Annotated in this window: 9 protein-coding genes; 6 read left to right on the top strand and 3 right to left on the bottom strand. The window is 63.8% G+C overall.

The window, feature by feature from the left end; all coding sequences use genetic code 11:
- From CKO15_RS07730 to CKO15_RS07720, 3 genes are all read right to left on the bottom strand, one after another.
- Positions 1–145 (bottom strand): MerR family transcriptional regulator (locus tag CKO15_RS07730; protein ID WP_200193033.1); only part of this gene is annotated, 145 nt, incomplete at its 3' end.
- Between the two features lie 26 nt (positions 146–171).
- Positions 172–597 carry a response regulator gene (locus CKO15_RS07725; RefSeq protein ID WP_200194558.1) on the bottom strand — a complete coding sequence of 142 codons (426 nt, stop codon included), beginning with the start codon at positions 595–597 and terminating at the stop codon, positions 172–174.
- A 660-nt stretch (positions 598–1,257) separates the two neighbouring features.
- Positions 1,258–2,439 (bottom strand): Fic family protein, encoded by a 1,182-nt coding sequence (locus CKO15_RS07720; protein WP_200194552.1) that lies wholly within the window; start codon positions 2,437–2,439, stop codon positions 1,258–1,260.
- A 389-nt stretch (positions 2,440–2,828) separates the two neighbouring features.
- On the opposite strand from CKO15_RS07720, the gene dacB reads away from it, so the two are divergent.
- The 6 genes from dacB to CKO15_RS07690 all read left to right on the top strand — a co-directional run bounded on the left by dacB (position 2,829) and on the right by CKO15_RS07690 (position 13,709).
- Positions 2,829–4,241 carry a D-alanyl-D-alanine carboxypeptidase/D-alanyl-D-alanine endopeptidase gene (dacB, locus tag CKO15_RS07715; protein WP_420842128.1) on the top strand — a complete coding sequence of 471 codons (1,413 nt, stop codon included), beginning with the start codon at positions 2,829–2,831 and terminating at the stop codon, positions 4,239–4,241.
- Positions 4,242–4,563: 322 nt separating this feature from the next.
- Complete coding sequence (locus tag CKO15_RS07710; RefSeq protein WP_200194530.1) at positions 4,564–6,360, top strand: sensor domain-containing diguanylate cyclase; 1,797 nt, start codon at positions 4,564–4,566, stop codon at positions 6,358–6,360.
- A 15-nt stretch (positions 6,361–6,375) separates the two neighbouring features.
- The gene (locus CKO15_RS07705) at positions 6,376–7,374 is read left to right on the top strand and encodes a cobalamin-binding protein (protein WP_242464645.1); all 999 of its coding nucleotides are present in this window, start codon (positions 6,376–6,378) and stop codon (positions 7,372–7,374) included.
- Between the two features lie 176 nt (positions 7,375–7,550).
- On the top strand, positions 7,551–8,516 hold the full coding sequence (locus tag CKO15_RS07700) for a FecCD family ABC transporter permease (protein WP_420842127.1): 966 nt from the start codon (positions 7,551–7,553) through the stop codon (positions 8,514–8,516).
- Between the two features lie 22 nt (positions 8,517–8,538).
- Positions 8,539–9,948, top strand: coding sequence for an exonuclease SbcCD subunit D C-terminal domain-containing protein (locus CKO15_RS07695; RefSeq protein ID WP_200194511.1), 1,410 nt, complete (start codon positions 8,539–8,541; stop codon positions 9,946–9,948).
- Positions 9,945–13,709, top strand: a complete 3,765-nt coding sequence (locus CKO15_RS07690) for an AAA family ATPase (protein ID WP_200194496.1) — start codon at positions 9,945–9,947, stop codon at positions 13,707–13,709. Before CKO15_RS07695 ends, CKO15_RS07690 begins: the two co-directional genes overlap by 4 nt.
- Positions 13,710–13,742: the final 33 nt, after the last annotated feature.

The following is a 13,742-nucleotide window of genomic DNA, read 5'->3' as shown; positions in this document are numbered from 1 at the left end:
CGATGAACTCCCGCAATTGGGCCTCAGTGTAAAGACGACGATTGCTGTCAGTTCGTGCCGCTGGAACGAGGCGCCCCTCGCGGTCCCAGCGCTGCAGGGTCTTGACCGAAACACCCAGCCGCTTCGCCGCCTTGCCTGTACTCATGGTGTTCTCCATGAGTCAAGAGTACACTATCGCGCATTTTTTGCAAGACTAGAGTCTAGCTCCCGCCTCGCCCAGCGCAGGAGCTCGGCGAGCGCATCGAGGCGAATAGGCTTCGTCATATAGGTATCGGCGCCGCTTTGCAAACATTGCTCGCGCGCTTCGGTAGTGACATGGGCAGAGAGCATCGCGATGGGGGTCCGCCGGTGACGCCCCTGCTCGGCTTCGGCCGCGCGCACAGCGCGGTCGGTCGCCGCCCCATCAAGGATCGGCATCTGCATATCGAGCAGGATCAGATCGAACTCGTGCTCGGCTTGCTGCCAAAGCTCCAGCGCCGCCTGGCCGTGCTCCGCCACGGTCGGCTGAGCACCGCAGCGCTCAAGTAGCGCCCGGATCAACAAGGTGTTGGTCGGATCGTCCTCGGCGACCAATACGCGCATCCCGGCGACAGCCATTAACGATCAGCTAGCCAACCGATAACCGGGCAGGGCAGGGCAAAATGCCAGGGGTGCAATCAGCATTTGGCATGCATGTTGTTTTTATTTTTATCAAAAAAACCCGAAGAAAGTGTGCAGAGCCACCACGGCTCTCCCACTATGTACTATCATAAATACGGTCGAAGACTGCAACGCCTCTTTTTCGCCCTCTGGCCGAACGAAACAGCGCAGGCGGCGACCTGCTCTCGCGCGCCCCACCCTTGGTGCGCTAACTCAGAGGACGGTTTAGCTATGGCTGGAGTTTTCAGGGGGTGCCTATGGATTTTCTGATCTACGCCGCTATCGGCGCGGCTCTTCTTGTGGTGGTGGGCTTTGTGATCGGCTTCGTGATTGGCTTTCGTCGGAGTGTCGCCGAGCGGCGCGCATCGAACCCCGGCGAGACGTCTGACCCTCCGTCTGCGTCCACTGCCGAGTCTCGCACGGCTGCGGCACCTTCGCACAACCAAGGCACAGCCGCTAACCATCGCCAAGAGCAGAGCCCTCGGGGGAAGGAAGAATAGCTCGCGACGCTCTGGTCGAGGCCTTCGCAGCGCCGGTCGAGCCGGCCACGGCATGCGCCCGAGCGACCTCATTCGAGATCTCGACAAACTTGATCCGCATAACACTGGCCACCTCTCTTCAGGTGGTTCTAGGCAGCGGATCCGTGCCCTCGCTAAGAATTTTCAGATAAGCACGATAGCTGAAAACGCGCCCTCGCTTTCGGCCTGTGATCTCCTCAAGGATTCCGATGCGTTCGAGGTCGGCGAGCGCCGCGTTGACCGTCGGTGCCGACAGGCCAGTGTGCTCAACCAGTTGGTTCGCGGTCAGAAATGGGTGCCGCTGGAACAGCTCAAGGATGCGTAGTGACGAACCGGCGCGGTCGCTTTTGTCCGTGATACGCTCGCGATCCACCTTGAACAGGTCGACAATCCGCGTAGCGGCGTCGAATGCTTGGTTCGCCGTTTCGGCCACGCCGGCAAGAAAGAAGTCGAGCCAGGCTTCCCAATGCCCGTGTTCGCGCACTTCCTGTAGCAGGCGATAGTAGTCCGCGCGATGTGTTTTGAGAAACAGGCTGAGATAGAGAAGCGGCTTTCGCAGCACGCCATTCGCGCAAAGATACAGCGTCACCAGCAAGCGGCCGATACGGCCATTGCCGTCGAGGAACGGATGGATGGTTTCGAACTGGACGTGCAACAGGCCGGCCTTGATGAGAGCCGGAAGGCGCGACTGGTCCTCGTGTATGAAGCGTTCCAGAGCGGCCAGGCAGTTGTCCAACTCGGTGACCGGCGGTGGCACGTAGAGCGCATTGCCGGGGCGTGTGCCACCGATCCAGTTCTGCGACCGTCGAAATTCGCCGGGATCCTTGGTGCCGCCACGCCCGCTTTGCAACAGGCGCGCATGCATCTCGCGGATCAATCGCAGGGACAGCGGCAGTTCCTGCAGCCGTTCCAACCCATACACCATGGCATCGACGTAATTCGATACCTCGCGGATATCGTCAATCGGCTGACCGGCCTCTGCTTCGGTCTCGAAGCGCAGCAGATCGGAGAGTGTCGATTGCGTTCCTTCGATCTGTGAGGAAAGCACCGCCTCCTTGCGGACATACATATAGAGAAACAGCTCCTGACGCGGCAGCAGCATCGTGATGCCGTCCAACCGTCCAAGGGCGCGCTCGGCAAGGCTGAGCCGGTCCAGAAGCGCCAGCACGTCGATTGTCGGCACGGGCGGCAGCGGAGGTGGCACGAAAGCGCGCACCATCTCTCCCGCAACGGGTGTTTCCACCATGCGGCCCAGGCGTTGGTTGGGGGCGAAGTCGCTCATAGTTCATGATGGCGTCCAGTGCTTATTTAAGCAAAGCGCCCCTCCCTTAAATAACGGATGGACTAAGATAACCGAGCTTAACTAGCGAAGCGAGAGCAGCATGAGCGGGTATACTCAGCAGGTTCGTGACAGCATCCTGCCGCTATCCATGGCCCCGGACGTCAAAGAGGACACGTAACCGCACTGCCCTAGCAGCAATTTGATAGACTGCACGGAAGGCGGTCGTCGATCGGGCGATCGCTTACTCACGGGCCGTCAGTAGAAGCAGATACCTTCCGATGCCGAGTGTAGCGCTGCCTCTCTCCTCACCCAGACCCTTGTGCGGTGCTGCACGGCGGGCACATTTGCCAATCCCGCTGCGCATTGCATTGCCGCTCCTGCTGCCGCTCCTGTTGCTACTGTTGGCTGCCCCAGCAGGCGCCTCCGGTGATCGTCTGCCGGAGCCGATTGCGGCGGCGATGCGTGCCCAGAATCTCCCCCCCGATGTTGTCGGCCTGTGGGTACAGCGGGTGGGCGACCCGGAGCCGCTGGCCCAGCTCAACGCCCATCGCCCCTTCAATCCGGCCTCTACGATGAAGCTGGCGACCACCCTCGCCGCACTCGCCGAACTGGGTCCTACCTATACCTGGAAGACGACCATCTATGCCACGGCACCGGTGCGCGACGGCGTACTGAAGGGCGATTTGGTGCTGCGCGGCACCGGCGATCCCGGCATGGTCAGCGAGGAGCACTGGCGTATGCTGGGGGCGCTGCGCCGCACTGGGTTGCAGCGCATCGAAGGCGACGTCTTGCTGGATACCCGCTTCTTCGATCTGCCGCGGGAGGATCCCGGCGCCTTCGATGGGCAGCCCCTGCGTGCCTACAATCAGCCGCCGCATGCGCTTCATGTCAACGCCAACGCCGTGCGCTTTCACATCATCCCCGATCCGGTCAGCCAGCAGATTCGCATCGAGCCCGACCCGCCGCTGCCCGGCCTAGAGATCGTCAATCAGCTGCGTGCTGTCCACGGCTCGTGTAACGGCTGGCTGCAAGGTCTCCACTATGCGGTCGACAACAGCAGCGCCCCGCCGCGGGTGATCCTCGCCGGCGATTATCCGGTTAACTGTGGCGACAATGTTCTGCTGCGCACCGCGATTTCTCCGGAGTCTTACAACCGTAAGCTCTTTCGGCTGCACTGGGAACAGTGGGGCGGCGAGCTACTGGGAGAGGTCCGCTACGGTGCCCCCGCCGACTCGGCCGATGAGGCGATGCTGTTGCCACTGCTTGTCAACGAGTCCCGCCCGCTGAGCAAGCTCATCCGGGTTGCCAACAAATGGAGCCTGAACGTGGCGGCACGCCACTTAGCGCTGACGCTGGCCGCCGAACGCAACGGTCCGCCGGCGACACTCGAAGAGTCGCGAGAGGCGATCTACCAGGTACTCGCCGGCCTCGGCGTCGATGTCAGAGGTATGATCGTCGACAACGGCTCGGGGCTCAGCCGCACTGCCCGCATGACACCGGCGCAACTGGCCCAAGTGCTGCAAGCTGGGTGGGAGAGCCCGTGGCGCCCCGAGTTCGTCTCCTCGCTGGCCCTCGCCGGCATGGACGGCACGCTGCACCGACGCTTCCGCAACGGTCCCGAGACCGGACGCATGCACTTGAAGACGGGCCATCTGAACCAGGTCTCGGCAGTAGCCGGCTACGTCCGCAACCGCAGCAACGAAGACGTCATCGTAGTGCTTCTGGTCAATTACCCGACCGCCCACCGAGGCAGTGGCAGGCAACTCCAGGAGGCGGTACTACGCTGGGTTCACAACCTGTAGGCCGCATCACCACAGTCTTACCGCAGGAGTGTCGGCGGCACACCAACACCACCACGCCTCACGGCAACCCCCGAACCCACTGCAGCTAAGCTGCGAGCTGCAAAAAGTTCGATTTTTTTGTCCTATCCTATTAAGAACATCCATACGCCCAGAATAACCACCGGACGCCGGCCTGCCTCATGCGAGAGAGGCCGTTTGCTGCAAACGGACCGGTTCAACCGGGACAACGAGGCTCGTCCAAGGCAACAGCAAAAATCCGCTGCATTCAAATAATTTGCAGCAGGGGATGCGATTTACTATCGTTTGGGGAACAATCAGCGCCATGACAAACAACCCCAAAAGTGGGCGCTCCACTCCGTTAAAACCACAGCCCAAAGCGGACCACTACCGCGCGAAGCGAGCCTGCAGCAGCATCAGCACCTACTTTCTCGTCGGCTTCATCCTACTGGTTTTACTGCCAACGCTCCTCTTAACCGGCTACATCCTAACCACCTCTGAACGCTCACTAAAGCGAAACGTGGTCACAACTGTGAGTATCTTGGCCGATCACAAAGCACGTGAACTCGACTCTTATATGCAGGAACGCATATACGATGCTGTGCTAATCAGCAAATCGCAACTGGTTCGCAACACTCTTACCGCCCCACCAAACGAACACGAACAAATTGATAAACTTGAATACTTTATCGAATTCTTTATGCAAAAACCTGGTTACCGCGACCTGTTGCTAATAGACAAAGTAGGACTTGTGACCTTTAGTGTCTCAGGCAAGGTACAGCCGCATACTAGCCTACTCTCTGAGCGGTTTCAGGAAACCGAACTGGCAAAAGGTTTTTCTTATAGCAAGCGTCTGCTCACCCCCTACTTGACAGCCTTCGGCCCCTGCCCGTTAGCAGACGGCGGACTGGCCGCCTTTTTAATCACCCCGGTTATTGAGGAGGGGCAATTGCTTGGGGCCGTGGCACTACAACTCGACCTCTTGCTGCTCGATCCGGTCCTCAACAGTCACACCAGCTTAGGCGCTAGCGGTGAAATCGTCATGGCGCAACGCGACAGTCATGATGCCGTACTCTATACAGCGTCTTTGCAGCGCCTCTCACAGACGGCCGACCACCACCGTGTCCCCCTAACCAAACTCACCCCTCCTTTGCAACAGGCGTTAGCCGGTAATACTGGACACGGGCTAACCTACGATCAGATGGGGCACGTGGTCGTTGCCGCCTGGCGCTATATCCCAGCGCTGCGCTGGGGCATGGCGGTCAAGGTCGACACTGCTGAAGCCTTTGCTCCGGCGTTCCAGTTGCGGTTACTGACCGGTGCCGCGCTAGGGATCATCCTGCTGCTAACTGCGGTGATGGGGTTTGTATTTGGTCGTAGCCTCGTCTTATCCATACGCCGCCTGACTGCGGCCACTGATGCCATCGCAGCAGGCCACTATAAGCACCGAGCGCAGCCTAGCGGCCCCCTGGAGTTTCAACAATTCGCCAAGGCTTTCAACAAGATGGCAAAACAACTGACCCACGCTCAAGCGGTACTTGAGAGTCGCGTCGAGGCACGCACGCGGGAATTGCGCGAGGCCAACGCCCAGCTAGGAGTCGAGATTGAAGAGCGCCGCCGCGCCGAGGCTCAACTCCAGCATCTTGCCCACCACGATGCACTGACCAACCTGCCTAACCGCTACGCCTTACAAGAACAACTCAAGCAAGCACTCGCTATTTCACAGCGTGAGGCAAGGCGCCTAGCGGTACTCTTTCTCGATCTCGATCGGTTCAAAGCAGTGAACGATCTTCACGGCCACCAGGTCGGTGACCAACTACTGATTGAAGTGGCTGATCGCCTGCGCGGCAGTCTACGCGCCAGTGACATTGCAGCGCGTCTCGGCGGCGATGAGTTTGTGGTCGTGGTAACTCAGCTGACCGACCCACGTGAAGTGCGACCGGTTGCCGAGAAGATCGAAAGTGCCTTATCAGCACCCTTCGAGATCATGGGGCTCACGCTCTTTTGCCCACCTAGTATCGGCATCAGTCTCTATCCCGATGATGCACAGAGCGCTGAAGAACTCGTTCGACATGCCGATATGGCAATGTACGCGACCAAAGCCAACCGCCGTTGCACCTAGCGAAGGAGTGATGCGATGACGCAATCGACACAGGCGATCACCGAGCTCTTGGGTGCCTTCCGCCGTTACCGCCACCGCTCTGGATCTGGCCGCCCTGGATCTGGCTGTGTCTCACTCGGCCGACGCGGCTCTCTGACTACAATGTCGATACTGCTCTGCTGCAGTGTTGGGTTCGCAACCGGTACAAGCCCGAGCCATGCAGCCTCTCGCTGCGTCGAAGACGACACCGGGGCAGAGATCTGCCTGAGCGAACCGGCGCAACGCGTCGTTGCGCTCTCCCCCGGCGTTACGGAACTGCTCTTTGCCGCCGGGGGCGGCGATCGGGTAGTGGCCGCGGTCAGCCACGCCGACTACCCGGCGCAGGCCGAAAAACTTCCGCGCGTCGGCAGCTACAACCGCATCGATATCGAGGCCGTGCTCGCCCAGCGCCCCGATCTCGTCGTCGGCTGGCTCAGTGGCAACTCACCGAGTCAGCTCGAACGCTTAGAGCGGCTTGGTCTGACCGTCTATCGCAGCGAGCAACGCGAACTCGCCGATATCGCCACCACCCTGGAGCGACTGGGCACGCTGCTCGACAGTGAGCGGGAAGCCGAGGAGACGGCTGAGAGCCTGCGCGCGCGGCTAGCCGAACTCGAGGCCCGCTACGCCGCGAGCGAACCGGTCGAGGTCTTCTACCAGGTCTGGGCCGATCCGATCATCACCGTTAACGACACGCAGATCATCAGCGAGGCGATCCGCCTCTGTGGCGGTCGCAACCTCTTCGGCGAGCTTGAGCGCCTGACCCCGCGACTCGATGTCGAATCGATCCTCGCCGCCGATCCGCAAGCGATCGTCGCCGGCGGCATGGGAGAGGCGAGCGAAGAGTGGCTGGAGCAGTGGCGGAAGTACCCTGACTTGAGCGCAGTCAAGAACGATCATCTCTTCTTTGTGCCGCCGTCGAAGATTCAGCGACCGACCCCGCGGATGCTCGACGGCATCGAGATCTTGTGCGATCAGCTTGAAGAGGTACGCTGAGCAGTGATGCGCACGAGGTCGGCGGTCGCCCAGGGCCGTCACCACTCCCACGGTAAGCAGCCGTGAGCAGCTTGTAATCGGCTCTGGGTAGCTGTGAGTGGCTGCGCGCAACTGTGAACAGCTATAGGCAGTCGAACTGCCTCTCTCAGAAAGCTTTGCTGGAGTCTTCTTTGGTACTGCGCCTAGTCTACCCGTTAGCGACTCTCGCCCTCTTCGCCCTCCTCGCCCTGACGCTTGCGGTGGCCATCGGCAGTGTGCCGATCACCCCGACTGAGCTGTGGGCTGTGGTCCGCGGCGCCGGAGAGCCGCTTCACCAGACCTTGATCTTTGAGCTGCGGGCGCCCCGGGCCCTCGCCGCCTTCGCCGTGGGCGGTCTGCTGGCGATCGCCGGGGCGCTGATGCAGGTACTGCTGCGCAACCCGCTCGCCGATCCCTATGTGCTCGGCCTCTCCGGGGGGGCCGCAGTCGGCGCCCTCAGTGCGATGGTGGCCGGTCTCGGCGTGGCGCTGGTCTCGGGGGCGGCCTTTGCCGGCGCCCTCTTCTCGACCCTGCTGGTCTTCGGTCTGGCACACGGTACCGGCAGCTGGACGCCGACCCGACTGCTACTGACCGGCGTGGTAGTCGCTGCCGGCTGGGGGGCGGTGATCACCTTCATGCTGGCGGTGAGCCCCAGCGAACAGCTCCCGGGGATGCTCTACTGGTTGATGGGCGATCTGGCCTACGCGCGCAGCCCGTGGCTGGCGCTGGCGGTATTGGGGGCTGCGGTGGTGGCCGCCGCTCCTCTGGGCCGCAGCCTTAACGTCCTCGCCCGTGGTGCCTTACAAGCGCAAGCCCTCGGCGTGGCGGTCCGCCCCCTGGAGTGGGGGGTCTACTTGGCGGCGAGCCTACTGACCGCCGTCGCCGTCACCACCGCCGGCAGTATCGGCTTCGTCGGGCTGGTCGTGCCGCACATGCTGCGCTTGGTCTTGGGCAACGATCAGCGACTAATCCTACCCGCCTCGGCGCTCGCCGGCGGCACCCTGCTCGTCTTGGCCGACATCGTAGCTCGCACTGCGATCGCCCCTGAGCAGTTGCCGGTCGGGGTCATCACCGCCATGCTCGGGGTGCCGCTCTTTCTCTACCTGCTCCATCGGAGTCGGTAAACCGTCTCACAAGAGATTGAATATGCGACTGATCCACACCGCCGATTGGCACCTCGGCCAGCTCTTTCACGGTCACGAGCGCAGCGCGGAGCACCGCGCCTTTCTCGACTGGCTCATCGCTCTGCTCGCCGAGCGGCAACCCGATGCGCTGCTGATCGCCGGCGATCTCTTCGATCACGCCAACCCCGCCGCTCAGGCGCAACAGCTCTTCTACCGCTTTCTCGCCGAGGCACGCCGGCAGGTGCCGCAGCTTGAGATCGTCGTCATCGCCGGCAACCACGATTCGGCCGGACGCCTGGAGGCCCCGGCTCGCCTGCTCGCCGAGTTCGGCGTCCAGGTGATCGGCCAGCTGCAGCCGCACGAGCCGCCAGCGCGCGCGCTCTGCCCGCTCCACGACCGCCACGGCCGCATCGCCGCCTGGTGCCTGGCTATCCCGTACTTACGGCCCGGCGATCTGCTCACTCGCAAGGCGTCCACACCAGACTGCGCCGGAAACTACGCCGGAAGCTACGCCGGCGGCATCGCTGCAACCTACCAGCGCCACCTCGAAGCCGCCTTGGAGCGGCGCAGCGCCGATCAGGCGATCGTCGCGATGGGCCATCTGCACGCCAGCGGTGCTGCCCTCTCCGTCGACTCGGAGCGCCGTCTGCTGATCGGCGGCGAGGAGGCGGTCGATGCCGCTCTCTTCGGATCTGAGATCGCCTACGTCGCCCTCGGCCATCTGCATCGAGCCCAGCGGGTCGGTGGCTGCGAGCACATCCGCTACAGCGGCAGCCCGCTCCCACTCTCTTTTACCGAGACCGACTACCCGCACCAAGTCCTCGAAATTACCCTTGAGGGGGCGCAACTCGCCGCCGTCGAGTCGCTGCGGGTGCCGCGGCCGGTCGAGATGCTGCGCATCCCGCGACAACCGGCGCCCCTCGCCACGGTGCTCGAAGCGCTCCGCGCGCTGCCGGCATCGATGCCGGAGGGGGAGGCGGGATCGGACGCCGCAGAGGCGCCCCAAAAAACGGGGGCAACAGAGGCAGCAGGGACAGCAGGGGCAACAGGGGCAGCTGGGGCAACGACAAACGATCCCCCTACGCCTCGCCTGCCGTGGCTGGAGGTGCGGGTGCAGCTCGACGCCCCCGAACCGGGCCTGCGACAGGAGATCGAATCGGCCCTAGAGGGCAAGCCGGTGCGGCTGATCAAGATCACCACCAGCCGCGCCCAGCACGTTCATGCGGGGGCCGAACAGACCGCTGCCGAGAGCACGGCAGACGCAACCGCCGGCACCGAGACCGCAGAGGCCGCGCTGGAGCTGCGTCTTGAGCAGCCCGATCGGCTCTTTGCCCGTCGCTACCGCGAGCAGTGGGGCCACGAGCCCAGCCAGGAGCTTCGGGCCCTCTTTCGCGAGCTCCAAGAGCAGGTGCAGCAGGAGGAACAAGGATGAGAGTGCTGGCCATTCGCGGCAGCAACCTGGCCGCACTCGCCGAACCCTTTGAGATCGACTTTCAAGCCGCCCCGCTGGCCACTGCCGGCCTCTTCGCCATTACCGGGACGACCGGCAGCGGCAAGAGCACCCTGCTCGATGCCCTCGCCCTAGCGCTCTTTCACGATACACCACGGCTGCGCAGCGCCTCCGAGCAGAGCGTGCAGATCCCCGATACCGCCGACAGCGCGCTGAGCCCACACGATCCGCGCAACATCCTCCGCCGCGGCGCCGGCAGCGGCTTTGCCGAGGTCGACTACATCGGCATCGACGGTGGACAGTGGCGGGCACGCTGGGAGGTCCGGCGCGCCCGCAACCGCCCGACCGGACGCCTGCAACAGGCCAGCGCCAGCCTCGAGGATCGAACCCACGGCCGCGTGGTCAGCGGTCGCATCCGCGAGACTCGCGAGAAGATTGAACAGACGCTCGGTCTCTCCTACGAGCAGTTTTGCCGCTCCGTACTGCTCGCCCAGAACGAGTTCGCCGCCTTCCTGCGCGCCGATGTCAAAGCCCGCGCCGAGCTGCTCGAATCGCTCACCGGCACCGAGATCTACCGCACCCTCTCGCAGCGCTGCCACCAGCGCACCGCCGAAGAGAGTCGGCGCCTTGATCGACTCGAGAGCGAACTCGCCCTCGATCCCCCCCTTGAGGCACCGGCGCGGCAAGCGCTGGAGAGCGAGCTCGCTGCGGCACAGCGGCACCGCGAGCAGGCGCAAGCAGCGTTCGATCAACTGCAGCGCGAGGCCAACTGGCACGAGCGCGGCCGCGCGCTGGAGAAACGCGGCAGCGAGCTGGCAGACGAGCTGACCGCCTGCCGTAAAGCGCTCGCCGAACGCCACGACGAAACACTGTGGATCCGGCGCCTTGAGGCGATTGAACCGGCCCGCCCGCTCGATCACGAGCGCCAGCGCAGCGAGCGAGCGCTAAACGCGCACTTAGCGCAGCAAGGTCAGCTCACCGCGGAGCACGAGAAGGCTAAAGAGGCGCACGCCGCCGCGCAGCAGCAGCTCACCACCCAGCAAGAGCGGCTGACCGCTGCCGAATCGACTCAGCAGGCACAGATCCCTGTTATCCGTCAGGCGCGCGCCATCGATCAAGAGATCGCCCGCCTCACCGAACAGCTCCAGGAGCAGGAACGACAAGCCGACGCCTTAACCGAACAGCGCAACACCCTCAGCGAGCAGCTGCAGAGTGCACAGAGGACGTTAGAGGCGAATCGGGCGCAGCGCGACGCTTGGCCAGAGTGGCAAGAAAAACACCCGCAGCTGGCTGCTGCGAGCGCCACTGTTGACGAGTGGAGGAGCCTCGGACGCGAACTTGAGGCCGCGGTCAACGCCGGCGAGCAGCGCGCTCAGGCCGCCGCTGCGCTCGCTGCCCACGCCCAAGAGGCCGCCGCGGCGCGCACACAGATCGCCCAGGCGAAAGAGGCGCAGCGGATAGCCGCCGCCGCCGTTCAAGAGAAGCGAACGGCACGCGATGAGGCCGCCACTGCCGAACAGCGCTTCGATGCCGCGGCCATTGAGCAGCAGCGCAGCGCACTAAGCGCCAACGAACGCCAGCTCGAACGCTTCGAGCGGCAACTCGATACCACCGCAGCGGCCGCTGCCACGCTCACCGACAAACGCAGCGAGCTGAGCGCTGAGCGCCGCCAGCAGGCAAGCCGCGTGGCCCGTCTGACGCAGCTGCAGGCGCTGCGCCCAGCGGCCGAGGCTCGCCTTAAGGAGGCCGAGAAGGCGTGGCAGATCAGTGCGAATATTGTCGATCGCCACACCGAGGTGCTGCGCCGACAACTCCACGCCGGCGAACCGTGTCCGGTCTGCGGCTCGCGCGAGCACCCCGGCCACGCCCAGAGCGATGATGAGCTCCGCACCTGGGTCGATGCCTTGCAAAGGCAGCGCCAGGAGGCCGAGGCGGACTGCCAAGCGCTGCTCCAGGAGGAGACCGCAACCCACACCGAGATCGGACAGGGTGCACTGCGCTTAGACCGTCTGCACGCCGAGGAGAAGGGGCTTCGACAGAAGGTAACGCTTGCGTATCTGCAGCTGCTGCATCAAGCCGGTGCCGCCGGCGCCCGCGGCACCCTTGAGTTGCAGGGTCTGAAAGCGCAGCTTGCGCCGCTGCAGACGGCTCTCGGTGAGCGCCAAATAGCACTCCAAGAGCAGCAACGCGCCCTGGAGACGGCCCGTCAGCGCTATCGCGAGGCCCAGAAGGAGCTCGGCGCTGCCGAAAAGAGGCTTGAACAACACAACGAACAGCTTGCTAAAACCGAACAACAGGCCGCCCCGCTGCTTGAGGCCAACGAGCGCGCTCGGATCCAGCTCGAAGATCGACAGCAGAGCGAGACACAGAGCCTCACTGCTGTCCAGCGCCGTCTGCGCACGACCGTGCCCCCGACCATCGCCACGGTGACCAACCTGCTCGCCCAGTGGCAAGAGGGCGAGCAACTGCGCCAACAGGCCGAGTCGGCCGAGCAGCAACGCCCGCTGCTGGAGCGGCAACTGGCCGAGCATCAGCGGCAGCTCAGCCAGCTGACCGAGCAGGAGCAGCACGACCGGACAGCACAGAACGAGCTGGCGCAGCAGCTTGAGGCGCAGCGGCGACAGCGCCACGAGATCCTCAGCGCCAGCGACCTCAACGCCTACGAAGAGCAGCTCGCCGCGGCCAGTGCCGCCGCCCGCCGCGCTCATGATGAGGCCGTACAGGCCGAGTCGACCGCCCGCACCGCACTGTCGACCGCCGAGAACAATCTGCAGCACTGGCAACGCGAACGCGAAAAGCTAGAGCGCGAGCAGCAGCACGCCCATCAGCAGCTCGCCGAGTGGCTCCGCACGCATCATGCTGATGCCGCCATCGATCTACCGGCCGACGACCTCGATACGCTTTTGGAACTGCTCGCCACCCCGCCGGAGCAGTGGCAACCGCAGCGCGACGCCTTAGAGCAGCTTAGACAGGAGCACAGCCGGCTCGAGATGCGACAGCAGGAGAACGCCGAACAGCTCGAGCGCTGGCGTGCCGAAGGGATCTCGCAGCGCGGCGCCGAAGCCGTCGCTGCGGCGCTGACCGAGGCCAATACAGCGCTGACGGCCGCCGCCGAGCAGTTAGCCGACCTGCGCAGCCGGCTCAACAGCGACGATGAGCGTAAGAAGCGCACCGCCGGGCGGCTCGAAGCACTGCGCCAGCAACAGACGGTCACCCGGCAGTGGCAGCAACTCGATGAGCTGATCGGTTCGGCGAATGGAGATAAGTTCCAGCGCTACGCACAGCAGTGGACACTCGATGTGCTGCTCACCTACGCCAACGCCCAACTCGCTAGCCTCGCCCCGCGCTACCGCCTCCAGCGCGGCAGCGATAACCTGAATATCCTGGTCAACGATGACGATATGGGCGGCGAGATCCGCGGTGTTCACTCGCTCTCCGGCGGCGAGACCTTTCTCGCCTCACTCGCCCTCGCCCTCGGCCTGGCCGAACTCTCCTCGCAGCGCGTGCGTCTGGAGTCGCTCTTTATCGATGAGGGCTTCGGCAGCCTCGATGCCGATACCCTCCGCATCGCCATGGACGCGCTCGACCGGCTCCAATCACAGGGACGCAAGGTCGGCGTGATCTCGCACATCGACGAACTCTCCGAGCGCATCGGCACCCGAATCGAGATCACGCGCACGGCCCCGGGCAAGAGCGCCGTGCGGGTGCGCGGCGGCGGCCTCGATCATTCCGGTGCTGTTTAATGTTGCATCGCACGAAAACAGTTCTTACAATCC

It is taken from the genome of Halorhodospira abdelmalekii (genome assembly GCF_016583625.1).
Taxonomy (GTDB): domain Bacteria; phylum Pseudomonadota; class Gammaproteobacteria; order Nitrococcales; family Halorhodospiraceae; genus Halorhodospira; species Halorhodospira abdelmalekii.
This window is presented reverse-complemented; position numbering and strand designations above follow the sequence as displayed.